The sequence below is a fragment of the Methylobacterium sp. ap11 genome (assembly GCF_900110515.1).
GTDB lineage: Bacteria > Pseudomonadota > Alphaproteobacteria > Rhizobiales > Beijerinckiaceae > Methylobacterium > Methylobacterium ajmalii.
This window is the reverse complement of sequence record NZ_FOEB01000002.1, coordinates 421,205-443,453: the sequence shown is the minus strand read 5'-3', so window position 1 is coordinate 443,453 and position 22,249 is coordinate 421,205. Positions and strand designations below refer to the sequence as shown.

20 protein-coding genes are annotated in these 22,249 nt (G+C 71.4%); 8 read left to right on the top strand and 12 right to left on the bottom strand.

Annotated elements, in window-relative coordinates:
- Positions 1-96: 96 nt before the first annotated feature.
- Positions 97-2,451 carry an ATP-dependent helicase gene (locus BMX97_RS04515; protein ID WP_091745817.1) on the bottom strand — a complete coding sequence of 785 codons (2,355 nt, stop codon included), beginning with the start codon at positions 2,449-2,451 and terminating at the stop codon, positions 97-99.
- 180 nt (positions 2,452-2,631) lie between these two features.
- Here BMX97_RS04515 and BMX97_RS04510 point away from each other — a divergent pair, with 180 nt between their 5' ends.
- Positions 2,632-2,880 (top strand): hypothetical protein, encoded by a 249-nt coding sequence (locus BMX97_RS04510; RefSeq protein ID WP_091745814.1) that lies wholly within the window; start codon positions 2,632-2,634, stop codon positions 2,878-2,880.
- Between the two features lie 18 nt (positions 2,881-2,898).
- Here the strand turns inward: BMX97_RS04510 and BMX97_RS04505 are convergent, their stop codons facing one another.
- Complete coding sequence (locus BMX97_RS04505) at positions 2,899-3,462, bottom strand: thioesterase family protein (RefSeq protein WP_060850285.1); 564 nt, start codon at positions 3,460-3,462, stop codon at positions 2,899-2,901.
- 243 nt (positions 3,463-3,705) lie between these two features.
- Between BMX97_RS04505 and BMX97_RS04500 the strand changes: the two genes are divergently transcribed.
- Complete coding sequence (locus BMX97_RS04500; RefSeq protein WP_091745809.1) at positions 3,706-5,124, top strand: FAD-binding oxidoreductase; 1,419 nt, start codon at positions 3,706-3,708, stop codon at positions 5,122-5,124.
- Positions 5,125-5,212: 88 nt separating this feature from the next.
- Here the strand turns inward: BMX97_RS04500 and BMX97_RS04495 are convergent, their stop codons facing one another.
- The 6 genes from BMX97_RS04495 to BMX97_RS04470 all read right to left on the bottom strand — a co-directional run bounded on the left by BMX97_RS04495 (position 5,213) and on the right by BMX97_RS04470 (position 11,595).
- Positions 5,213-5,797, bottom strand: coding sequence for a L,D-transpeptidase (locus tag BMX97_RS04495; protein WP_091745806.1), 585 nt, complete (start codon positions 5,795-5,797; stop codon positions 5,213-5,215).
- Between the two features lie 295 nt (positions 5,798-6,092).
- Positions 6,093-6,992: a metallophosphoesterase family protein gene (locus tag BMX97_RS04490; protein WP_091745803.1), complete on the bottom strand. Its 900-nt coding sequence runs from the start codon at positions 6,990-6,992 to the stop codon at positions 6,093-6,095.
- Positions 6,993-7,073: 81 nt separating this feature from the next.
- Positions 7,074-7,481 carry a VOC family protein gene (locus BMX97_RS04485; RefSeq protein ID WP_091745800.1) on the bottom strand — a complete coding sequence of 136 codons (408 nt, stop codon included), beginning with the start codon at positions 7,479-7,481 and terminating at the stop codon, positions 7,074-7,076.
- A gap of 37 nt (positions 7,482-7,518) precedes the next feature.
- Positions 7,519-8,697, bottom strand: coding sequence for a glycolate oxidase subunit GlcE (gene glcE, locus BMX97_RS04480; RefSeq protein WP_091745797.1), 1,179 nt, complete (start codon positions 8,695-8,697; stop codon positions 7,519-7,521).
- Positions 8,698-8,825: 128 nt separating this feature from the next.
- Positions 8,826-10,256, bottom strand: coding sequence for a lipopolysaccharide biosynthesis protein (locus tag BMX97_RS04475; protein WP_091745795.1), 1,431 nt, complete (start codon positions 10,254-10,256; stop codon positions 8,826-8,828).
- A 97-nt stretch (positions 10,257-10,353) separates the two neighbouring features.
- Positions 10,354-11,595, bottom strand: coding sequence for a glycosyltransferase family 4 protein (locus BMX97_RS04470; RefSeq protein WP_091745792.1), 1,242 nt, complete (start codon positions 11,593-11,595; stop codon positions 10,354-10,356).
- A 169-nt stretch (positions 11,596-11,764) separates the two neighbouring features.
- Between BMX97_RS04470 and BMX97_RS04465 the strand changes: the two genes are divergently transcribed.
- A complete protein-coding gene (locus tag BMX97_RS04465) occupies positions 11,765-12,634 on the top strand; it encodes a DMT family transporter (RefSeq protein WP_091745788.1) in 870 nt (289 codons plus the stop codon).
- Between the two features lie 7 nt (positions 12,635-12,641).
- Here BMX97_RS04465 and BMX97_RS04460 read toward each other — a convergent pair whose 3' ends face one another.
- Positions 12,642-13,640, bottom strand: coding sequence for a magnesium transporter CorA family protein (locus BMX97_RS04460; protein WP_091745786.1), 999 nt, complete (start codon positions 13,638-13,640; stop codon positions 12,642-12,644).
- A gap of 215 nt (positions 13,641-13,855) precedes the next feature.
- Here BMX97_RS04460 and groES point away from each other — a divergent pair, with 215 nt between their 5' ends.
- Positions 13,856-14,143 carry a co-chaperone GroES gene (groES, locus tag BMX97_RS04455; RefSeq protein ID WP_048428985.1) on the top strand — a complete coding sequence of 96 codons (288 nt, stop codon included), beginning with the start codon at positions 13,856-13,858 and terminating at the stop codon, positions 14,141-14,143.
- Between the two features lie 104 nt (positions 14,144-14,247).
- The gene (groL, locus tag BMX97_RS04450; protein ID WP_060850024.1) at positions 14,248-15,888 is read left to right on the top strand and encodes a chaperonin GroEL; all 1,641 of its coding nucleotides are present in this window, start codon (positions 14,248-14,250) and stop codon (positions 15,886-15,888) included.
- Positions 15,889-16,315: 427 nt separating this feature from the next.
- Here the strand turns inward: groL and BMX97_RS04445 are convergent, their stop codons facing one another.
- From BMX97_RS04445 to hemH, 3 genes are all read right to left on the bottom strand, one after another.
- Positions 16,316-17,095 (bottom strand): SDR family oxidoreductase, encoded by a 780-nt coding sequence (locus BMX97_RS04445; RefSeq protein ID WP_091745784.1) that lies wholly within the window; start codon positions 17,093-17,095, stop codon positions 16,316-16,318.
- 289 nt (positions 17,096-17,384) lie between these two features.
- Positions 17,385-17,930 carry a methylated-DNA--[protein]-cysteine S-methyltransferase gene (gene ogt / locus BMX97_RS04440; protein WP_091745781.1) on the bottom strand — a complete coding sequence of 182 codons (546 nt, stop codon included), beginning with the start codon at positions 17,928-17,930 and terminating at the stop codon, positions 17,385-17,387.
- Between the two features lie 58 nt (positions 17,931-17,988).
- Positions 17,989-19,089, bottom strand: a complete 1,101-nt coding sequence (hemH, locus tag BMX97_RS04435; protein ID WP_091745778.1) for a ferrochelatase — start codon at positions 19,087-19,089, stop codon at positions 17,989-17,991.
- 224 nt (positions 19,090-19,313) lie between these two features.
- Here hemH and BMX97_RS04430 point away from each other — a divergent pair, with 224 nt between their 5' ends.
- From BMX97_RS04430 to BMX97_RS04420, 3 genes are all read left to right on the top strand, one after another.
- Entirely contained in the window at positions 19,314-20,822 is a 1,509-nt protein-coding gene (locus tag BMX97_RS04430) for a bifunctional metallophosphatase/5'-nucleotidase (RefSeq protein ID WP_091745774.1), read from the top strand.
- Positions 20,823-20,835: 13 nt separating this feature from the next.
- Positions 20,836-21,540, top strand: coding sequence for a uracil-DNA glycosylase (gene ung / locus BMX97_RS04425; protein WP_091745772.1), 705 nt, complete (start codon positions 20,836-20,838; stop codon positions 21,538-21,540).
- A gap of 229 nt (positions 21,541-21,769) precedes the next feature.
- The gene (locus BMX97_RS04420) at positions 21,770-22,228 is read left to right on the top strand and encodes a MaoC family dehydratase (RefSeq protein WP_091745769.1); all 459 of its coding nucleotides are present in this window, start codon (positions 21,770-21,772) and stop codon (positions 22,226-22,228) included.
- Positions 22,229-22,249 lie beyond the last annotated feature (21 nt).

Genomic DNA, 22,249 nt, shown 5'->3' with positions numbered 1-22,249 from the left:
GGGACGGTCGATGCGGATCGATGCGATCCGCGGGCCGGTCGAGGTCGCCACCTGATCGCCGCTCCCGGTCTGCCTCGAAGCCCCTCCCCGCCGGCGTCAGGCCGGCTGGACGAAGCTGTCGAGCACCATCTTTCGGCCGGCCTTGTCGAAGTCAACGGTGAGCTTGTTGCCGTCGACCGCCGCCACCGAGCCCGGCCCGAATTTGGTGTGGAAGATCCGCGCCCCGGCCTCGAAGGCGGACGGCGTGCCGGTGGATTTCGCCACCAGCGTCCCCTCGATCTGCTGCGGCCCGCGCCGGCCGGGCGAGGTGCTGCGCCCTCCCCCGCCAAAACCCCCCTGGCCGTAGCGGTCCTGGCCGGCGGTCTGGGCCTGCGCCCGCTGCCAGCCCGGGGTGGAGTAGGACGAGCCGAAGGCCGGCGCCTGGCGGTCGAAGCGCGACGGCCCCTGCGAGAAGCTCGCCGGCGCGTCGCGCACCTCGACGCTCGCCTCGGGCAATTCGTCGATGAAGCGGCTCGGCACGGTCGAGGACCACAGGCCGTGGATGCGGCGGTTGACCGCGAACGAGATTTTGGCCCGCTTGCGCGCCCGGGTGAGGCCGACATGGGCGAGGCGGCGTTCCTCCTCCAGGCCCGCGCGCCCACTCTCGTCGAGGGCGCGCTGGTTGGGCATCAGCCCGTGCTCCCAGCCGGGCAGGAAGACGGTGTCGAACTCGAGCCCCTTCGCCGCGTGCAGCGTCATCAGGCTCACCCGGTCGCCGCCCTCGGCCTCGTTGACGTCCATCACCAGCGAGACGTGCTCGAGGAAGCCGGCGAGGTCCGGGAACTCCTCCATCGAGCGCACCAGCTCCTTCAGGTTCTCGAGCCGCCCGGCCGCGTCGGCGGTACGCTCCTTCTGCCACATCTCGGTGTAGCCGGATTCCTCCAGGATCGTCTGGGCCACCTCGGTGTGCGGCTGGTCCTCCAGGAGCTTGGCCCAGCGGGAGAAGCTCTGGCACAGGGCGCGCACCGTCGAGCGGGGCTTGGGCTTCAGCTCCTCGGTCTCGCTCATCATGCGGGCCGCCTGGAGCAGCGGCACGTTGGCGCGGCGGGCCAGGCCGTGCAGGGCCTGGAGGGTCGCGTCGCCCAGGCCGCGCTTGGGCGTGTTGAAGATCCGCTCGAAGGCGAGGTCGTCGGAGCCGTTGGCGACGATGCGCAGATAGGCGAGCGCGTCGCGGATCTCGGCCCGCTCGTAGAAGCGCGGGCCGCCGACGACGCGGTAGGGCAGCCCGAGCTGGACGAAGCGGTCCTCGATCTCGCGCATCTGGGCCGAGATCCGCACCAGCACGGCGATCTCCGACAGCTTGTGGCCCTTGGCCTGCAGGCTCTCGATCTCCTCGCAGACGAGGCGCGCCTCCTCTTCCGAATCCCAGGCGCCGGTGACCGTGACCTTCTCGCCTTCCGGGCTGTCGGTGCGCAGGGTCTTGCCCAGCCGCCCTTCGTTATGGGCGATCAGCACGGACGCCGCGGCCAGGATGTGGCCGGTCGAGCGGTAGTTGTTCTCCAGCCGCACCACCAGGGCACCCGGAAAATCGTGCTCGAAGCGCAGGATGTTGTCGACCTCGGCGCCGCGCCAGCCGTAGATCGACTGGTCGTCGTCGCCGACGCAGGCGACGTTGCGGTGCCCCTGCGCCAGGAGCCGCAGCCAGAGATACTGGGCGACGTTGGTGTCCTGGTACTCGTCGACCAGAATGTAGCGGAAGCGCTGCTGGTAGTTGGTGAGGATGTCCGGGTTCTCCCGCCACAGCTTCAGGCACAGCAGCAGCAGGTCGCCGAAATCGACCGCGTTGAGCGACTTCAGCCGCTCCTGGTAGGCGGCGTAGAGCGCCCCGCCCTTGCCGAAGCCGAAGGCCGAGGCCTCGCCCGCCGGCACCTGCTCGGGGGAAAGGCCGCGGTTCTTCCAGCCGTCGATCGTACCGGCGAGGCTGCGGGCCGGCCAGCGCTTCTCGTCGAGGTCGGCCGCCGCGATCACCTGCTTGAGGAGCCGGAGCTGATCGTCGGTACCGAGAATCGTGAAGTCGGAGCGCAGGCCGACGAGTTCGGCGTGGCGGCGCAGGATCTTGGTGCCGATGGCGTGGAAGGTGCCGAGCCACGGCATCCCCTCGCCGGCCGCGCCGATGAGCGCGCCGATGCGCTCCTTCATCTCCCGGGCGGCCTTGTTGGTGAAGGTCACCGACAGGATGTCGAAGGGCCGGGCGCGGCCGGTGGCGATCAGGTGGGCGATCCGCGTGGTCAGCACCCGGGTCTTGCCGGTGCCGGCGCCGGCCAGCACCAGGATCGGCCCGTCCGTCACCTCGACGGCGCGGCGCTGTTCCGGGTTCAGCCCGTCGAGGTAGGAGACGCCCTGGGGCACCACCGCGGCGCGGGCGCGGGCGGAGATCGAGGTGGAGCCGGTCCCGGCGATATCGCGAGTCATGCCGGCATCACTGGACCAAAACGCGAACGGCGTCGAGGGTGCGGGACGCATGGGAGCCGGATGCCGGCGGGTCTCCGCGGGACCCGGAACCTTGCGGGGAGGAACCTTGCGGGGAGGAACCTTGCAGCAGGCGCCGCGTCGTCCCCACCTGACAGGTCTCGTCCGCGGAAAAGGTCCCCGATGCGCGCCCACAGCCTCCTGATCCTCGCCGCCATGGCGGCGCCCCTCCCGGCCCTGGCCCAGAACCAGGCCCCGGTGAACCGCGCCCAGCAGCGGGTCGAGGGGATCAACCGCTCGATCGAGAGCAGCGGCGAGATCCGTGGCATCCAGCAGCAGAACCGCTTCGAGACCAACCAGCTCCAGGGCCAGATCCAGCGCCAGCAGAGCCTGCCTCCGGCGCCCCTGCCCCCGCTCGGCGTGCGGCGCTGAGCCGGCGGCCGTCCGGCGTCAGTGACGGACCCGGGCGCCGGCGGCCGCGAAGGCCATGGTGTCCGGACGGTGGTGGCCGCGGGCCGGGATGCCGATCACACGGCCGAGATCGTCGGGCCGCGGCAGCCGGGCATGCGAGCCGAGCATGACCGCGAGGTTGGCCTGGATGTCCTCCGGGAACGGCGCGACGCGCCGCGTCTCCGGATCGACGTGGAGGGAGAGATTCTCCGACGAGGCGGCGACCCAGCCCTCGGTCGCGTGGCGGATCTCGGAGTAGAAGTGCAGCCGCTTCTCGTCGAAGGCGATGAGCTGCAGCGTGACCCGGATCGGGTCGTCGAGCACCAGTTCGCGGCGATAGCGCACGTGTACTTCCGCCGCGAAGGTCGTGCCGCGTCCGCTCTCCATGTAGTCCGGCCCGAGGCCGACGACGCCGAACGCCTCGTCCACCGCCCGGTCGAACAGGACGTGGTAATACGCCATGTTGAGGTGGCCGTTGTAATCGATCCATCCCGGCTCGATCACCATCGTGGACGACACGAACGGCGCGAAGAAGAAGATCGAGGCGGGGCGGTCGTCTGCCATTGTGGGGCTCCCGATGGCGCACGCGGGATGACAAGGGCGCCCAGGCACGTACCACGCTCGGGCCCGGGATGCACCCCCGCCCGCCTTGCACCTTGGGTCAAGGAGCCACCCCCGCAGCGCACTTCTCCGTGACCGATCCGGCGGATATGCCGTGGGGATCCGGCCTGATAGGGTGGCCGGCACAAGGCCGGGACGCACTTTCCCCACGGCGCCCGCCAGTCCGTTTCGGGAGTCGACACCGCCATGAACGCCCTGAGCCCCACCCCGTCGCGCGAGCGCCCGAGCCCAGAGACCGTCGAGGCGGTGATCCGCGAGCTGATCGCGCAGTTCGGCGACCGCGTCGTCACCTCGCAGGCGGTGCGCGAGCAGCATGCCAGCACCCTGACCTGGGTCACCAACCAGCCGCCGGACGCGGTGGTCTACGCCCTGAGCACCGAGGACGTGCAGGCGATCGTGCGGGTCTGCGCGGCGCACAAGATGCCGGTCGTCGCCTTCGGCACCGGCACGTCGCTGGAGGGCCACGTCAACGCGCCGTACGGCGGCATCTCGATCGACATGAACGGGATGAACAAGGTCCTGGCGGTCCATGCCGAGGACCTCGACTGCGTGGTCCAGCCCGGCGTCACCCGCAAGGCGGTGAACGAGCACCTGCGCGACCAGGGCCTGTTCTTCCCGATCGACCCCGGCGCCGATGCCTCGCTGGGCGGGATGGCGGCGACGCGAGCGTCGGGCACCAACGCGGTGCGCTACGGCACGATGAAGGACAACGTCCTGTCGCTCACCGTCGTGATGCCGAACGGCGACGTCGTCCGCACCAGCCCGCGGGCGCGCAAGACCTCGGCCGGCTACGACCTGACCCGGCTGATGGTCGGCTCGGAGGGGACCTTCGGCATCATCACCGAGCTGACCCTCAAGCTCGCCGGCATCCCGGAGGCGATCTCCGCCGGCGTCTGCCCCTTCCCGAGCATCAAGGCGGCCTGCGACGCCGTCATCGTGACGATCCAGTCCGGCCTGCCGGTGGCCCGCATCGAGCTCCTCGACGAGGTCCAGGTCGCGGCCTGCAACGCCTACTCGAAGCTCACCCTGCCGGAGACCCCGCTCCTGCTGGTCGAGTTCCACGGCACCGACGCCAGCGTGCGCGAGCAGGCCGAGCGCTTCGGCGAGATCGCGGCCGAGTTCGGCGGCGGGCCCTACGAGTGGGCGACGAAGGCCGAGGAGCGCACCCGCCTCTGGCAGGCCCGTCACGACGTCTACTGGGCGGCGGTCGGCATGCGGCCGGGCGCCAAGGTCATCGCCACCGACGTCTGCGTGCCGATCTCGCGACTCGCCGAATGCGTCGACGAGACCAAGCGCGACATCCTCGAATGCGGCATCACGGCGCCGATCGCGGGCCATGTCGGCGACGGCAACTTCCACACCGCGCCGCTGGTGATGATGGACGACCCCGACGAGATCGCCCGGGTCTCCGGCTTCATCGAGCGCCTGGTCGCCCGCGCCGTCGCCATGGAGGGCACCTGCACCGGCGAGCACGGCATCGGCCAGAAGAAGATGCACTTCATGGAGCTCGAGCACGGGCCCGAGGCGCTGAACCTGATGCGGGTGCTGAAGCGGGCGATCGACCCGGATAACATCATGAATCCGGGGAAGGTCGTGGCGGTGTAGGCCTCGACGTCTTAACGCCTGGAGCGAAGCGGCTCTGTCGGCGTTTGCGCCGACAGAGCCGCTTCGCTCAACGAAAACCAGACGAACCCTACGGCAGCACCACCACCTTCGTGCCCACCTTCACGCGACCATACAGGTCGATCACGTCCCGGTTGGTCATGCGGATGCAGCCCGAGGACACCGCCGCGCCGATCGTCTCCGGCTCGTTCGAGCCGTGGATGCGGTAGAGCGAGGAGCCGAGATAGAGCGCCCGGGCCCCGAGCGGGTTGTCGTTGCCGCCGGCCATGTAGCGCGGCAGGTCGGGCCGGCGCTTGATCATCTGCTCGGGCGGGCGCCAGGCCGGCCATTCCTTCTTCATCGTCACGGTCTTGGTGCCGGACCAGGAAAAGCCCTCGCGGCCGACGCCGACGCCGTACTGGACCGCCTCCTGGTTCGGCAGGATGTAGTAGAGCCGGCGCTGGCTGGTCGAGATCACCACCGTGCCGGGCTTGTAGGGGCTGTTCCAGCCGATGGTCTGGCGCGGCACGCCCTGCTGGCGGAAGACCGTCAGGAAGTCGGCGATCGGCCCGCGGTCGAGCAGGCTGATGGCGTGGGCCGGTGCCGCCAGGCTCAGAAGCGTGGCCGCCGTCAGGAGCGGTGTCAGCAGGCGCCGCGGCGCGGTCAGTCGGGTCATCGTCCCCTCCCGTTCGGTTAACGTCGAACGGGTTGGCCGCCGGGCTGTGGCGAAAACAGGGCGGAAACAATCGCCGGACGGTCCATGGTGCATCCGCGCCACAGGCCGGCGGGCGGCGGATTCGCCGATTCCGCGGCCTGTCGCGGCGGCATGAAGCCGATCGGCTGGCGCTGCGGTCCCTCCTGCTCGAGGGTCCGTTGCAGCGTCTCGCGAAGTGCCGCGTCGAAATGGCCCTTCGGGCCCCGGCTGCGGTCCCGCGAGGCCTCATCCCGGGAGGATCATCCCGCCGAAAGGGTCACCCCTTGAGGGTTAGGGTGCCGAGATCGCCCAGTCCTCCCTCCGGCAGGAGGCCGCGCAGGGTCGCGGTGAGGGAGAAGCCGGTGGCGGTGCGCTCGATCTCGTAGAGGTGGTAGCCGGCACAGTGCTTGAGCGCCCCGCCCCGGGCCGAGGCCGAGGGCGCGCCGATCACCGGCACGCGCCGCCCCCCCGGGGACATGACGAAGGCGACCGAACCGACATGGTTATGGCCGTGCAGCACGAGGTCGGCGCCGACCCGGCCGATCATCGCCTCGAAGGCGTGGGCGTCGGTGAGGTTGCGCCCCGCCTTGGCGCCGCCGACATGCGGCGGGTGATGGATCATCACCACCCGGCACGGCCGCTCGGGCTCGGCGGCGAGGTCCCGGAGCATCGTTTCGGCGGCCCGGATCTGGTCGGAGCCGAGGCGCCCGCTCGCCACGAAGGGTGCGGTCGGGATCGCCGAGGAGAGGCCGACGAGGGCCAGCGGTCCCCGGCGGCGCAGGTAGGGAAACGCCTTCTCGCCGCCGGCATCGTCCCGGGTCCAGGGGCCGACCGCGTCGAGGAGGCCCTTGAGCGAGCCGCGCACGTAGGCGTCGTGGTTGCCGGGCACGAAGCTGACGAAGCCGGGCTCGCCGAGCGCCTCCATGAAGGTACGGGCGGTCTCCCATTCGCTCGGCAGGCCGATGTTGCACAGGTCGCCGGTGCAGGCGATGTGGTCGGGGGCGCTCGCGCGCAGGTCGGCCACCAGGGCGGCCAGGATCTCCATGTCGTGCGTGAGCTTGCGGCCGCGGCTCCAGTTCACCCAGCCGGTGGCGCGCTTGCTCATCAGCTGGCGCAGCCGCGGGCGCGGCAGCGGGCCGACATGGGGGTCGGTGAGGTGGGCGAGGCGAAAGGTCATCGAGGGCGGCAACGCATGAGCGAGGATCAGGTCCGCTTCACGGATGTCGCGGCGGCTCTCCCGTAGCAGCGGACCGGGCCGTCACACACCCCCTTCGGGCTCGTGACACGCCTCGCAGAGCTTGTTGCCGTCGAGATCGCGAAAGTAGGCGCCGTAATAGGCCGGATGATAATGCGGCCGCAATCCGGGGAGCCCCTCGCAGGTGCCGCCCGCCGCCAGTGCCAGGGCATGGCAGCGATCGACGCTGGCCCGCGAGCGGGCGGTCAGCGCCGTCATGAGCCCGTTGCCCGGATTCGGGGCATCGCCGTCCCACGGCCGGCCGACGATCACGAGGGGCCGGTCGGCGTCGCGCGGCATCCAGCCGGCCCATCCGTTCTCCGGCTCGTGGAAGCGGAGCCTGAGGCCCAGCTCCTCGAACAGGGCGGCATAGAACGGAACCGCGCGGGCGAGGTCGGCGGTGCCGAGGCAGACATGCGAGATGACGCTCATGGCCGGGGGCCGCTCCCTCGGTGATGGGGGTCGGGTTTCAGATTCCGGCGTACATCCGCCCCGGGTTGAACAGGCCGGCGGGATCGTGGGCGGCCTTGAGGCCGGCGGTGATCCGCATCAGGGGTTCGGACAGGGGCTCGAAGACCGGCACCGCGGCGCGCACCGCATCGGGCGCCCGCACCAGCGTGGCGTGACCGCCCGGGGCGAGGGCCGCCCGGACGACCTCCGCCCCCGCATCGCCGGTCGCCGGGGTAGCGAGCCAGATCAGGCCGCCGCCCCAATCGTAGAACCAGCGCGCCGGGCGCGCCGCGGCGATGGCCGCCGCGACGGCGGGTCCGCGCCCCGGCGCGGTCGAGAGGCGCCACACCGCCTCGTCGCCGCCGGCGAAGGGCAGGACGTCGCGCACCGCGCGCCACTGCGAGGCAGCCTCCTCCCCCTCCCGCGTCGCCGGGGGGGTAAAGCCGCGCAACAGGCGGGTGAGCTGGCCGAGGCGGTAATCGACGGAGGCGGAAAAGCCTTCGATGCGCAGGAGCGTGCGGGCCGGGCCGTCGATCCCCTCCGGCAGGTGCGCCGCGCCGGTGATCTCGAACGGCGAGCCGAGCGCCACGCTCATCGCCTCGACGGCGCGGGCATCGTCGAGGCCCGCGAGCACCAGGGTCGCGGTGCGCTCGGGCACGGGCAGTACCTTGAAGGTGACCTCGGTGAGGAACCCGAGCGTGCCCCAGGAACCGGCCATCAGCTTCACGAGATCGAGGCCGGTGACGTTCTTCATCACCCGGCCGCCGGACTTCACCGCCTCGCCGCGCCCGTTGACGAAGCGCACGCCGATCAGGCTATCGCGGGCCGCCCCCCCGGCGATGCGCCGCGGGCCCGAGACGTTGCCGGCGGCGACCGCGCCGATCGTCGGCTCGCCGGTCGAACCCAACAGCGGGCGGTGGTCCATCGGCTCGAAGGGCAGCATCTGGCCGCCCCCGGCGAGCCGCGCCTCGACCTCGGCGAGCGGCGTGCCGGCCCGGGCCGCGATGACGAGCTCGGCCGGCTCGTACAGGGTGATGCCGGTCAGCCCCGCCGACGAGAGCGTCGCCTCGTCCTGCGCAGGCCGGCCGATCCCCGCCCGGGTGCCGCCGCCGACGAGCCGCAGCCGCTCGCGCCGCGCCGCCGCCTCGCCGATCAGAGTCGCGGCCTCGGCCTCGCTGCGGGGCTGGTAGGTGCTCATCGCGGGGCTCGCTCGGGCTGGGCCAGGGTCGCGCCGGAGCGCGAGGATCGGGGCGCGGATCATTGCGGGCAACCGGAGCCGGTTGCAAGCAGGTGCGGCGTTGATGAATTGGGGCCAAGGCAACGGCCTCAAGCCGCCGGCATACCTCGGCCGACGCGCGCGAGCACCGCGCTGCGCAGGCCCGCGATGTCGAAGCGCCAGACCAGGGCGCCGTAGACGAGGCCGCCGACGCCGAGGCAGGCCGGCAGGGCGAGCCAGGGCGCGAGGCCGCGCAGGGGCAGGAGCGCGGCCGTCATCGCCGCGGTGGCGAGCACGACGGCCAGCGGATCGCGCCAGGGCATCCGCAGGCGGCCGGGGCCGGTCAGCGCCCGCAGGCCGAGGAACAGCAGGGCGGCGACGAAGCCGAGGGATTGCGCCGCCGCGATGCCGGCCGGGCCGAAGGGACCGGCGAGCGCCAGGGCGGCGACGAGGTTCACCAACGCCCCGAGGCCGCCGGCGGCGACCAGCGGCAGGGTCCGGCGGCGGATCTGGAAGATCGGGTTGAGGGCGAAGTTCATCAGCGCCAGGGCGACGAGGCCCGGCAGCAGGAGGAGCGTGTAGCCCACGAAATGGCCGCGATACGCCTCCGGCACCGCGATCGCCTCGAGCGCCGGGGCCACGGCCCAGAAGCCCGCAGCACTCGGCAGGATCAGCGCCAACACGACGGCGCCGTTGCGGGCGACCTGCTCCTCGCCGGCCTCGTGGCCGCGGGTCTCTGCGGCGAGAACCGCGATCTGGAACAGCAGGAGATCGAGGGCGGCCCCGAGCGTGCTGAAGATCCGCCCGCCGATATCGGCCGCGAGCGAGAAGTAGCCGGCCTCGGCGAATCCCGCGGCGGCGGCCACCGCCGAGCGGTTGGCGAAGGGCATCAACTGGTAGACGACGTTGGCGGCGACCACCGGCAGGCCGTAGGCCATGAACAGGCGAAGGGATTCGCGGCGGCGGGCGGCCTCGTGCGCGGTCGGCGGGTCGCCGAGCGCCCGGTGGACAAAGAACGCGGCGAGGAACTGGCTCAGGCCCCCGGCGAGCATCACCGCGGCGGCGTCCCGCGTCGTCCAGGCGGTACCGACCATCATCACGAGGGCGAGGCCGTTCTTGACCAGGACCAGCCGCAGGTAGAGCCCGCCGACGAAGCGCGCGCGGGCCAGCGCCGCCTGGTAGTCGAACAGCCCGATGCCGATCGCGGCCCCGGCCGCGGCCGCCGCCAGCAGGGCCGGCTCGCCGAAGGCCGGCCGGCCGGCCAGCGCCATGAGCGCCGCGCCGGCAAGCCCGATCGCGGTGGCCGCGTAGGCCCGGTCGAGCATGGCACGGATCCACGGCTCGGCCGCCCGCACCCGCTCCGAGTAGAACCGAGTGGCCGAGAGGCGCAGCCACTCGAACAGCAGGATGTTGAGCACCACCGCGCCGGCCGTGCCGAGGGCGAAGCGGCCGAAATCCGCCGGCCCCAGGATCTGCGCGATGAGCAGGCCGAGGGCCAGGTTCAGGACCGCATTGACCACGAAGGCCGCGATGACCGCCATTGGTGTCGCACTCGTCAGGGTGCCGGGCGTCCTGTCCGGCGTGATTCGCTGGTTTGATCCCGGATCGCGTCCGAGGTGAAGCGCGGCCGGCGACCGGCTATCCCGCCCGTGCCAGGGGCCGCGCCCGCCCCTCCTGCCCCGCCACGTCGCGATACACTCGCTCCAGCCCGTCGAGGTGGCGCTCAAGGGTCAGCGGGTCGGCCCAGAACAGGTCGTAGGCGGCGCGCCCCATCCGGAGCGCAGTGGCGTCGTTGGCGAGGTGGCCCATGGCCTCGGCGAGCGAGCGGGAATCGTTGGAGCGGAACCACAGCCCGCTCTCGCCGTGGCGCACCGCCTCGCGGCCGGCGCAGACGTCGCTGACGATCACCGGGGTGCCGAGGGCGAGGGATTCGAGCACCGTGAGGGGCTGGCCCTCGTACCAGACCGACGGGAAGACGAGCGCGCGGGCGCCGCGCAGCACCGCCTTCACCTGATCGGGGCTCTGCCAGCCGAGGAAGGACGCCTCGGGGTATCGGGCCTCGAGCTCGGCCCGGGCCGGGCCGTCGCCGGCGAAGACCGCCCGCGCCCCGGCGAGCCGCGCCGCCTCGGCGAAGATCCCCGGCCCCTTCTCGGGCGAGAGGCGGCCGACGAACACGAAGTCGCCGGGCGGTCCGGCGCGGTGCCCGAGGGGCGCGACGTCGACCGGGTTCGGCACGTCGAAGTAGCGCGTCGTCGCGGGCAGGTAGGGCGCCAGCACCTCGCGCTGCAGCCGGCTGATCATGACCATCGCGTCGATGCCCTCGACGAGGCCGGTGCGGCGCATCAGGGCGTGGCGGGCGACGCGCAGGAGCTTGCGCGGATAGGTGCGCGAATCGCAATTGTGGGTCAGGCAGGCCGGCCCGTTCGGCACCCGGTGGCAGGTCGCGGCGACCGGATAGTCGTAGAAGCCGCCGTTCGGGCAGGCGAGGTAGTATTCGTGCGCGGTGTAGACCACCGGCGCGGCGCTCGCCCGCAGCACCGGCCCGATCGAGGGCGACAGGGCCTTGGCCCAGGCATGGACGTGCACCACCGTGTCGCGCGGGTCGGATTCGGCAACGAGGTCGCGCAGCTGCGCCGCGGCCGGCGCGTTCCACAGCCACTGCACCCCGAAGGCGGCGAGCGAGCGGGCCTTGGTCACGTCGGTCTGGCCGAGCAGCACCGTGCGCACCCCGGCCTCGGCGAGGCGCGGATCGGCCGGGCCGACGGCGGCGAACAGCACGACCTCGTGGCCGCGGCGGGCGAGCCCGATCGCGCTCTCCAGCGAGACCTTGGCCTGGCCGCCGTTGATGTAGGCGTGGTCGGCGACGAGGACGATTCTCACCGCCGCCCCCGCTCGGTCTGGCCGGGACCCTCATGCAGCATCGGTCGGGCTTCCTTGGGGCGACGCGGATCGGAATCGAGGATGGGTCGGACGCCTTAAGGAAACGCCTAAGCGCCCGGCGGCCGCGGCCCTTGCGCTGCGGGTCCCATCGGGCCATCCGGCTTAGACCATGCGTCCCAGCTCCTCCCCCGCCTCTGCGATCCTGCTCGCCGCCCTCGGCATCGGGCTCCTCTCCCTGATGGACGCCACCATCAAGGGCCTGTCCGACCGCTACGGCGTCACCGAGATCGCGTTCGCCCGCTACCTCGTCGGCACCGTCGTGATGGCGGGCGTGCTCGGCGCCCTGCGCCCCGGCTGGCCCTCGGCCGAGACTTGGCGCACCAACGGGCTGCGAGCCGTGCTGGTCGTCGCGACGGCGCTCTGCTTCTTCCACGGCCTGTCGGTGCTGCCGCTGGCCGAGGCGCTGGCGCTCTCGTTCCTGAGCCCGATCTTCATCGCGCTGTTTGCCGCGCTCCTCCTGCGCGAGCGGGTGCGGCCGCCGGTCTGGGCCGGGCTCGTCGTCGGCTTCCTCGGGGTCGGGATCGTGGTGGCGGGGCAGGTCGGGGCGGAAGGCGCGCAACGCGGCGCCGGCTCGGCCTGGGGCATCGCCGCGATCCTCGCCTCGGCGCTGACCTACGCGCTCTCGATGGTGCTGCTGCGCGCCCGCGCCCGCCACGACCCGGTGGTGACCATCGTGGCGATCCAGAATGCCGGCCCCGCCGCGATGCTGGCCGCGCCCGCCGCCTGGACCTGGACGCCGGTCGCGGCCCCGGACTGGGCGCTCCTCGTCCTCGTCGGCCTGCTGGGCGTCGCCGGCCATCTGGTGCTCAGCCGCGCCTACGCGCAGGCCGAGGCCTCGCGGCTCGCCGCGATGGAATACACCGCCCTCCTGTGGGCGATCGGCCTCGGCTACGTCGCCTTCGGCGAGGTGCCGGGCGTGGCGACGCTCGCCGGCGCCGGGCTGATCCTCGCGGGCTCGGCGCTCGCGGCCAGGCGGTGAGCGGGCGTCAGAACCAGCCTTTCAGCTTGAAGTAGACCGCCGGCACCAGCGCGCTCGCGACGATCACCGCGAGCCCGAACGGGTAGCCGAAGGTCCAGTCGAGCTCCGGCATGTGCTTGAAGTTCATGCCGTACACCGACGCCATCAGGGTCGGCGGGATGCCGATTACCGAGACGACGGTAAGCACCCGGAAGGTGTTGTTCTGCTCCATGTTAATGAGGCCGAGGGTGGCGTCGAGCAGGAACTGCACCGTCTCGGAGAGGCGCGTCTCGAACTCGTCCAGCGAGGCGACGTCGAGGCGCAGGCTCTCGAACCGGGCCTTCTCCTCGGCCTTGAGCCAAGTCTCGGCCTCGCCCGCGACGTAGGGCAGGATGCGGCCCAGCCCGAGCAGCGAGGCGCGCAGCTTCGCCAGCGCCTTGCCGCGCCGGCCGATGGCGCGCAGCAGGCGCCGCAGGGCGAGGTCGCGACGCTTCGGGGCCGCTCCCTCGCGCCGGCCGTGGCCGTTGGCGCTGGTGTCGAAGGTGAAGATCCGGGTCGAGAGCGAATCGAGCTCGTCGCTCATCGTCTCGAGGCTGTCGGCCATCCGGTCGATCAGCTCCTCATTGAGCGCCAGGAACGTCTCGACGCTGGAGGCCGGCCCGTCGCGCTCGGCCTGGCGCGCCTTCACGGTGTCGAAGGCGGCGAGCGGCTGGAACCGCACTGTGAGCAGGCGCTCGGGCGTCAGCACGAAGCCGAGGGGGCGCAGGCTCAGGTCGTCGTCCCGGAACGAGACCATCGGGGTGCTGAGATAGAAGGCGTCCCGGCGCCGGTTGAGGCGGCGGGAATTCTGCACCTCGCTGAGCGCGGAGCGGGACGGGACCGCGAGCCCGGTCACCGTCTCGGCCAGCGCGGTCTCGGCCTCGCTCGGATCCTCGAGGTCGAGCCAGGTGCCGTGGGGCGGCAGGGGCCGCGCCGCGCAGGCCTGGCCCTCGGCGACGACGCCCTCCGGGCCGTGCAGCGTGATCATGACCGGATGGGCTCCTGATGGGCGGGTTCGGCTGTCCCGAGCCGCCCGATTGTGCCGTACGTGCCACAGGCCAGCGCCTTGACTCGGTCCCGCGGCCCGATTATCTCCACGCCAGCCTTAGCACTCACCTGATGGGAGTGCTAATGCCCCGGTTGAGAGGCGGCTTCGGCGCCAGCACCAACCGCAATGCGTTCTGCGAAGCAAGAGGGCAGCACATGCAATTCCGTCCGCTGCACGACCGTGTCGTCGTCCGTCGCATCGAGAGCGAGGAGAAGACCAAGGGCGGCATCATCATCCCGGATTCCGCCAAGGAGAAGCCGCAAGAGGGCGAGATCGTCGCCGTCGGCCCCGGTGGCCGCGACGAGTCCGGCAAGCTGACCCCCCTCGACGTCAAGGCCGGCGACCGCGTCCTGTTCGGCAAGTGGTCGGGCACCGAGGTCAAGATCGACGGCAAGGACCTCCTCATCATGAAGGAGTCCGACATCATGGGCGTGCTGGCGTAAGCCCACCCCCCTGAGATGCCCTGAAGCCTGACGGCGGCGCCCCGCACGGGAAGCCGACGCCGGAGGGTTTTTCCCGAAACACCGATCGACAGTGAGGAATCACCATGGCAGCGAAAGACGTTCGTTTCGCCTCTGACGCCCGCGAGAAGATGCTGCGCGGCGTCGACATCCTGGCGGATGCCGTGAAGGTCACGCTCGGCCCCAAGGGCCGCAACGTCGTGATCGAGAAGAGCTTCGGCGCTCCCCGGATCACCAAGGACGGCGTGACCGTCGCCAAGGAGATCGAACTCGCCGACAAGTTCGAGAACATGGGCGCCCAGATGGTGCGCGAAGTGGCCTCGAAGACCAACGACATCGCGGGTGACGGCACCACCACCGCCACCGTGCTGGCCCAGGCGATCGTCCGCGAGGGCGCCAAGTACGTCGCCGCCGGCATGAACCCGATGGACCTGAAGCGCGGCATCGACCTCGCCACCCAGGCCGCCGTGAAGGACATCCAGAGCCGCGCCAAGAAGGTGTCGGCCTCGGAGGAGATCGCCCAGGTCGGCACGATCTCGGCCAACGGCGACAAGGACATCGGCGAGATGATCGCCCATGCCATGCAGAAGGTCGGCAACGAGGGCGTCATCACGGTCGAGGAGGCGAAGACCGCCGAGACCGAGCTCGACGTCGTCGAGGGCATGCAGTTCGACCGCGGCTACCTCTCCCCGTACTTCATCACGAATGCGGAGAAGATGATCGCCGAGCTCGAGGATCCCTACATCCTCATCCACGAGAAGAAGCTGTCGTCGCTCCAGGCGATGCTGCCGGTGCTCGAGGCCGTCGTCCAGACCGGCAAGCCGCTGCTGATCGTCGCCGAGGACATCGAGGGCGAGGCGCTCGCCACCCTCGTCGTCAACAAGCTGCGCGGCGGCCTGAAGGTCGCGGCCGTGAAGGCGCCGGGCTTCGGTGACCGTCGCAAGGCCATGCTCGAGGACATCGCGATCCTGACCCAGGGTCAGATGATCGCCGAGGACCTCGGCATCAAGCTCGAGAACGTGACCCTCCCGATGCTCGGCCGCGCCAAGCGCGTCCGCATCGAGAAGGAGAACACCACGATCATCGACGGCGCCGGCGAGAAGTCGGACATCGAGGCCCGCGTCCAGCAGATCAAGGCGCAGATCGAGGAGACCACCTCGGACTACGACCGCGAGAAGCTCCAGGAGCGTCTGGCCAAGCTCGCGGGCGGCGTCGCGGTGATCCGCGTCGGCGGCGCGACCGAGGTCGAGGTCAAGGAGAAGAAGGACCGCGTCGACGACGCCCTCCACGCCACCCGAGCGGCGGTCGAGGAAGGCATCGTCCCCGGCGGCGGCACCGCTCTCCTGCGCGCCAAGAAGGCCGTGGCCGCTCTCACCAGCGACAACGCCGACGTCCAGGCCGGCATCAAGATCGTCCTCAAGGCGCTTGAGGCCCCGATCCGCCAGATCGCCGGCAATGCCGGTGTCGAGGGCTCGATCGTGGTCGGCAAGATCACCGACAAGGGCGACTCGGAGACCTACGGCTTCAACGCCCAGACCGAAGAGTACGTCGACATGATCCAGGCCGGCATCGTCGACCCGGCCAAGGTCGTGCGCACCGCCCTGCAGGACGCCGCTTCGGTGGCCGGCCTGCTGGTGACGACCGAGGCGATGGTCGCCGACGCCCCGAAGAAGGAGAGCGCTGCTCCGGCCATGCCCGGCGGCGGCATGGGCGGCATGGACTTCTAAGTCCAGCCACCCAGTCTTCGAGAGACGGGAGGGGGTCGCCGCAAGGCGGCCCCTTTTCCGTCGGGGCGAGCTGCGATCGCGAGGCGTGACGGATGCCGGATCCGCCCTCGCGGATGAGCGCGCTCCTGCATTGGATTTGCCCGATGCTCCGGACTCTCCTCTTGCATCGCCCGAGATGCAGAGGTCGCTCTCGGGAGTGCCGAGTTTCGGTCAGTTCCTGGCGTCGTCCGGACTGTACGACGGGGACCTGATCTGGACTTTTGATGTCCCGTCGGGTCGCAGCGTGGCCCACGACACGGCAGGTTGCGCGTTGCGGGAGCTTACGGCCATCCCTGGTCTGCGGGCTTGCAGGCTCACGCTTCCCCCTCGAGATGTGTGGATGCGCTAGCCTGTCTGCCGAAGGGGATGGCGAGCGGAGCGGATTTGATCACCCCGGGCTTGCCGCCGACCCCGCCAGCAACCCGCCGTCGAGGTTGATCTCCGCCCCCGTCATGTAGGCGGCCTCGTCCGAGGCCAGCATCGCCGCCACCGCCGCGACCTCCTCCGGCGTCCCGAAGCGCTTGAGCGGGGTGTCGGCGACCAGGGCGGCCATCCGCGCCTCGCGGTCGGGGCCCTCCCCCAGCATCGGCTCCCAAATCGGGGTCAGGATCGCGGCCGGGTGGAGGGAGTTGCAGCGGATCGCCCAGCCCTGCTGGGCGCAGTAGAGCGCCACCGTCTTGGTGTGGTTGCGGATCGCGGCCTTCGACGAGGCGTAGGCGGCCGCCGCCGGGATGCCGACCAGGCCGGAACGCGACGAGACGTTGATGATCGAGCCTCGCCCCCGCGCCTTCATCGCCCGGATCGCGTAGCGGCAGCCGAGGAAGGTGCCGTCGAGGTTGACGCGGTGGACCGCCTGCCAGTCTTCCAGGCTCGCATGTTCGGGGTCGTGGACCACCGGGCCGGCCTCGAAGCCAGTGATGCCGGCATTGTTCACCACCACGTCGGCGACCGGGATGGCCTCGGCCAGGTGCAGCCAATCCTCCTCCCGGGCGACATCCAGGCGGATGAACCGCGCGCCGATCTCGGCGGCGGTCGCGGTACCGCTCGCCTCCTCGATGTCGGTGACGACGACCTCGCCGCCCTCCTGCCGGAAGCGGGCCGCGATGGCGCGGCCGATGCCGCGGGCGGCGCCGGTGATGAGGCAGGTCTTTCCGGTCAGTCGCTGCATGGTAACCTCACCAGGCGGGATGTGACCAATCTGCTGATCAAAAACCCTTCCCATTCTCGACCTCGTCCTGAGGTGTCGGTTCAACGATGGTGGACCGACCTCGAAGGAGGGTTCCAGATATCGCCGCGATCCCTGGAGCCCTCCTTCGAGGCTGCTGCAAGCAGCAGCACCTCAGGATGAGGTCGTGGGCGGGACGGGTAGGATGCACGCAATTCGCATCCTGTCCGAGTTGATCGGAGTTCGGGGAGACCGTGACCTCATCGCACGGCAAGTCGAGGACTAAACCGCCTCACCCCAGATCCAGCCTCCCCTGCCGCCCGTCGAGCGTCACGCCCTCGTGCGCCAGGAGCCACTGCTTGCGGTGGAGCCCGCCGCCATAGCCGGTGAGCGTTGCGTTCGCCCCGATCACCCGGTGGCACGGCACCACGAGGCCGACCGGGTTAGCGCCGTTGGCGAGCCCGACCGCCCGCACCGCCTTGTCGCGGCCGAGGCGTTGCGCCAGGGCGCCGTAGCTCAGGGTCGTGCCAGCCGGGATAGCCCGGAGCGCCGCCCAGACCTCCCTCTGGAACACGGTGCCGTTGGTGCGCACCGCGAGGCGGTCGATCGCCCGGAGATCGCCGGCGAAATAAGCCGCGATCGGCTCGGCGAGAGCGGGCGGCGGGGCGGCCTCGTTCAGGGAGAAAGCGGTCCCGTAATGCAGCCGCAGCAGGCGCCGCATCCGCGCCTCGTGGTCCGACCAGTCGAGGGCGCGTAAACGCGCGTCCTCGTCGAAGACCAGCAGCATCGTGCCGATCGGGGTCGGCAGGGTGCCGAGGAGGAAGGGAGCGACGGACATGCCCGAGCTTAAACGCCGTTGGGAGCCGCCGCGACGGACGCAGCGGCCCGTCCACCGCTCAGTCGAGCCAGCCCTTCAGCTCGCGGGCGACGACGTGCTCGATCACCCGCATGCCCTCCGGGCCGTCGTTGAGGCAGGGCAGGTAGGCGAAGTGGGTGCCGCCGCCATCCTCGAAATAGTGCCGGTTCTCGCCGTCGAGCTCTTCGAGCGTCTCGAGGCAATCGGCGGTGAAGCCGGGCGCCACGATGGCGAGGCGCTTCACGCCCTGCGCCGCCAGCTCCTTCACGGTCTCGTCGGTATAGGGCTTCAGCCATTCCTCGTTGCCGAAGCGCGACTGGAAGGTCGTCCGCATCCGCTCGGGCGAGTAGCCGAGCGCCTCGCGGATCAGCCGGCCGGTCTTCACGCACTGGCAGTGATAGGGATCGCCCTTCATCAGGTACGATTTCGGCACGCCGTGGAACGAGGTGAGGATGACTTCGGGCTCGAAGTCGAGGGCGGCGAGGTCGCGGCGGATCGCGCTCGCCACCGCGTCGATGTAGACCGGGTCGTCGTGGTAGGGCGGCGAGACCCGCACGGTCGGCTGCCAGCGCATCTTCATCAGCGCGCGAAAGGCCTGGTCGCAGGCGGTGGCCGAGGTGGCGGCGGCGTATTGCGGATAGAGCGGCACCAGGAGGATGCGGTCGCAGCCCTGGTCGAGAAGCGCCTGGATGCGCTGGTCGACCTCGGGCTTGCCGTAGCGCATCGCCCAGTCGACCACGACCTTATCGCCCATCGCCGCCTGCAGCTTCTCGGCCTGGCCGCGGGTGATGGTCTTGAGCGGGCCCTCGTCGCGCTCGTTGTTCCAGACCGAGGCGTAGTCGCGGCCCTTCGGCCCGGGGCGCTTGGTCAGGATAACGAGGTTGAGGAGCGGCCACCAGACCGCGCGCGGCACCTCGATGACGCGGCGGTCGGACAGGAACTCCTTGAGGTAGCGGCGCATCGGCCAGTAGCTGGTGCCCTCGGGCGTGCCGAGATTCATCAGGAGCACGCCGATCCGGCCCCAGCGCACGGCCGGATGGCCGGCGGGCAGCGCTCCGGCCTGGCCGGCGGAACCCGCACCGGCCGGGCCGACGGGAGTGGCGCCGCGGGCGAGCGTGGCGTTCGGAGTCACCTCGTTCATGATCGTCCGGTCTGTGCTGCGGCCCGGCAGGATGGCGCGTCCGGGCTCGTCTGTCTTCGCGTCGGGTGACCGGGTACATAGCGCAAAGGCCGCGCGAACCAACGTGTCGCGACGCTGCACCGGGCCGGATCGGCGCGGGAAAACCCGGGCTTGCGTCGCTGCGGGACATCCAACCGTCGGAATGCCCGTGCGACACTGCCGGTCCCCCGCTGCCGGAGCCCCGCATGACCTCGCCCAGCCGCCGCCAGACCCTCGCCCTCGGCCTCGGGGCCGGCCTCGCCGGGCTGGCCGGCGCGACCCCGGCCGCCGCGCGGGCCCCCGACGTCGACTTCACCCTGGTCCTCGTCAACGACATCTACCGGATGGGGGCGGTGGACGGCCGCGGCGGCTTTCCAAAGCTCGCCGCGGTAGTGAAGGCCGAGCGCGCGCGGGGCCGGCCGGTCCTGGTCTGCCATGCCGGCGACACGCTCTCGCCCTCGCTCCTGTCGGGCATCGACCAGGGGCGGCACATCATCACGCTCACCAACCTGATCCGGCCGGACGTGTTCGTGCCGGGCAACCACGAGTTCGATTTCGGGCAGGCGGTCTACCTCGAGCGGATGCGGGAGGCGGCCTTTCCGGTCTTTGCCGCCAACCTGCGCCGGGCCGACGGCACGACGGTGCCGGGCACGAGCGAGTCGACGATCCTGACCCTCGGCGGCATCAAGCTCGGGGTGGTCGGCATCGCCCTCCCGGAAACCGAGGCGAAGTCGCAATCCGGCGACTGGACCTTCGGTCCCGCCGTCGCGACGCTCGCCCGCGAGGCCACGGCGCTCCGGGCGGCCGGGGCCGAGATGGTCTTGGCGGTCTGTCACACCGACCGGGCGACCGACGAGGCCCTGGTGGCGAGCCGCCACGCCGACATCGTGCTGTCGGGCCACGACCACGACCTAGCGCTGCGCTACGACGGCCGCACCGCCTTCGCCGAATCCGGGCACGACGCCGAGTACGTCACCGCCATCGACGTCAAGGCGGAGGGGAGCGGCAAGGCCCTGACCTGGAGCGCCTCCTTCCGCATCCACGACACCGCCGAGATCGAGCCCGACCCCGAGGTCCAGGCGGTGGTGGCACGCCTCGAAGGCGAGCTGTCGCGCGAGCTCGACCAGCCGCTCGGCCGGGTGACCGATGCCCTCGACACCCGCACCGGCGCGGTACGCCAGGGCGAGAGCGCCTTCGGCGACCTCGTGGCCGACGCCCTGCGCCACGCCGCGGGCGCCGAGATCGGCCTGATGAATGGCGGCGGCATCCGCGGCAACCGGCTCTACCCGGCCGGCACCGAACTGACGCGCCGCGACGTCCGGACCGAGCTGCCCTTCGGCAACACGTCGGTGCTGGTGCGGATCAGCGGCGCGGTCTTGCGCGCCGCCCTCGAGAACGGCTTTTCCGAGATCGGACGCCCCTCCGGGCGGTTTCCCCAGGTCTCGGGCATCGCCGTCACGGTCGACCCGATGCGCCCGGCGGGCCAGCGCGTCGTCGCGGTCACGGTCGGCGAGACGCCGCTCGACCCCGCCCGGACCTATCTGGTGGCGGCCAACAACTTCATGCTCGGCGGCGGCAACGATTACGGCATGCTGGCCCAGGGCGAGACCCTGGTCGGCACCACCGACGGCACGCTCGTCGCCAACGTGGTGATGTCCTACATCCAGGCCAACGCGCCCCTGACCATCCGCACCGGGCGCCTGACGATCCGCTGATCCTCGAGGTCCGATGCCGACAGACGATTCCGTCGCGGGCGCGCTCGCCCGTTTCCGCGCCTCCGGCTCGCCCTGGCTCGCCCTGCCGTTCTTCGAGGACGGCAGCGCCGAGCGGGTGGCGGAGGCGGTCGACGCCCGGCGCGAGGCCGGCGCCCGGGTGCTGCCGGCGCCGGAGAACATCTTCAACGCGCTCGCGCTGACGCCGCTCGACGACGTGCGGGCGGTGATCCTCGGCCAGGACCCCTACCCGACCCCGGGCGACGCCCACGGCCTCGCCTTCTCGTATGTCGGCGGGCGCCGTCTGCCGGCCTCGCTCAAGGTGATCCTCGCCGAGATGGCGGAGGAGACCGGCGCCCCGGTGCCGACCTCCGGCGACCTCTCGGGCTGGGCGCGCCAGGGCGTGCTCTTGCTCAACGCCGCGTTGACCGTCGAGGCGGGCAAGTCCGGCGCGCACATGAAGCTCGGCTGGTCGGCCCTCACCGACCAGGCGGTCGAGGCGGTTTCGAGGACGCGCCCGGCGGTCGCCTTCCTGCTCTGGGGGGCGCCGGCCCGCCAGCGCGCCGCCCTGATCGACGGCGAGAAGCACCTGGTGCTGGAGGCCGGCCACCCGTCCCCCCTCAACCGCAAGGCGGATTTCCGCGGCAGCCGGCCGTTCGGCCAGGCCAATGCCTGGCTGGAGGAGAAGGGGCTGGAGCCGATCGACTGGCGGCTCGGGTGAGCGACCGGCGTCGCTCGAAAGACCGGCATCCGCCGGTTTCCTGTGTCGCCACCTCCAACATGATATCGGCGCTCCTGCGTGACGCGCCTGAATACCCCCAGGGCTCGATCCCGGCGCTGCAGGGCCCTTCCCCCTGCCCCTCCCGCACCGAGTGCGCGGGCATCGCTCCCCGATCGAGCGTGGCCGCGACCGGCCACGCGGCCTAGGATGGCCGAAACGGGAGGGACGCATGAACATCTTCGACGGGCCGGAGGCCCTGAAGGCGGCGATCGGGCAGGAGATCGGGATCGGCGAGTGGATCACCGTCGACCAGGCGACGATCGACCGCTTCGCCGAGGCGACGGGCGACCACCAGTGGATCCACGTCGATCCGGAGCGGGCGGCGCGGGAATCGCCCTACGGCGCCACGGTGGCGCACGGCTACCTGACCCTGTCGCTGGTGCCGCGCTTCATCGCCGGGGTGAGGCGCCTCGACGGCCTGCGGCTCAGCCTGAATTACGGCCTCGACCGGGTCCGCTTCCCCGCTCCCGTGGTGGTGGGCTCGCGCCTGCGCGGCCGGGTGCGGGTGGCCGCCGCCCTCGACGTGCCGCCGCGCGGCCTGCGCACCACCTACGGCGTGACCGTGGAGATCGAGGGCGGCGAGAAGCCGGGCTGCCTCGCCGACGCCGTGGTGCTGCACCATTGGTGAACCGCAGCCCGCCCGGCGGAT

Coding starts and splice junctions, on each gene's coding strand:
- BMX97_RS04515 (WP_091745817.1), bottom strand. CDS start 2,451: ATGACTCGCGATATCGCCGGGACCGGCTCCACCTCGATCTCCGCCCGC.
- BMX97_RS04510 (WP_091745814.1), top strand. CDS start 2,632: ATGCGCGCCCACAGCCTCCTGATCCTCGCCGCCATGGCGGCGCCCCTC.
- BMX97_RS04505 (WP_060850285.1), bottom strand. CDS start 3,462: ATGGCAGACGACCGCCCCGCCTCGATCTTCTTCTTCGCGCCGTTCGTG.
- BMX97_RS04500 (WP_091745809.1), top strand. CDS start 3,706: ATGAACGCCCTGAGCCCCACCCCGTCGCGCGAGCGCCCGAGCCCAGAG.
- BMX97_RS04495 (WP_091745806.1), bottom strand. CDS start 5,797: ATGACCCGACTGACCGCGCCGCGGCGCCTGCTGACACCGCTCCTGACG.
- BMX97_RS04490 (WP_091745803.1), bottom strand. CDS start 6,992: ATGACCTTTCGCCTCGCCCACCTCACCGACCCCCATGTCGGCCCGCTG.
- BMX97_RS04485 (WP_091745800.1), bottom strand. CDS start 7,481: ATGAGCGTCATCTCGCATGTCTGCCTCGGCACCGCCGACCTCGCCCGC.
- glcE (WP_091745797.1), bottom strand. CDS start 8,697: ATGAGCACCTACCAGCCCCGCAGCGAGGCCGAGGCCGCGACTCTGATC.
- BMX97_RS04475 (WP_091745795.1), bottom strand. CDS start 10,256: ATGGCGGTCATCGCGGCCTTCGTGGTCAATGCGGTCCTGAACCTGGCC.
- BMX97_RS04465 (WP_091745788.1), top strand. CDS start 11,765: ATGCGTCCCAGCTCCTCCCCCGCCTCTGCGATCCTGCTCGCCGCCCTC.
- BMX97_RS04460 (WP_091745786.1), bottom strand. CDS start 13,640: ATGATCACGCTGCACGGCCCGGAGGGCGTCGTCGCCGAGGGCCAGGCC.
- groES (WP_048428985.1), top strand. CDS start 13,856: ATGCAATTCCGTCCGCTGCACGACCGTGTCGTCGTCCGTCGCATCGAG.
- groL (WP_060850024.1), top strand. CDS start 14,248: ATGGCAGCGAAAGACGTTCGTTTCGCCTCTGACGCCCGCGAGAAGATG.
- BMX97_RS04445 (WP_091745784.1), bottom strand. CDS start 17,095: ATGCAGCGACTGACCGGAAAGACCTGCCTCATCACCGGCGCCGCCCGC.
- ogt (WP_091745781.1), bottom strand. CDS start 17,930: ATGTCCGTCGCTCCCTTCCTCCTCGGCACCCTGCCGACCCCGATCGGC.
- hemH (WP_091745778.1), bottom strand. CDS start 19,089: ATGAACGAGGTGACTCCGAACGCCACGCTCGCCCGCGGCGCCACTCCC.
- BMX97_RS04430 (WP_091745774.1), top strand. CDS start 19,314: ATGACCTCGCCCAGCCGCCGCCAGACCCTCGCCCTCGGCCTCGGGGCC.
- ung (WP_091745772.1), top strand. CDS start 20,836: ATGCCGACAGACGATTCCGTCGCGGGCGCGCTCGCCCGTTTCCGCGCC.
- BMX97_RS04420 (WP_091745769.1), top strand. CDS start 21,770: ATGAACATCTTCGACGGGCCGGAGGCCCTGAAGGCGGCGATCGGGCAG.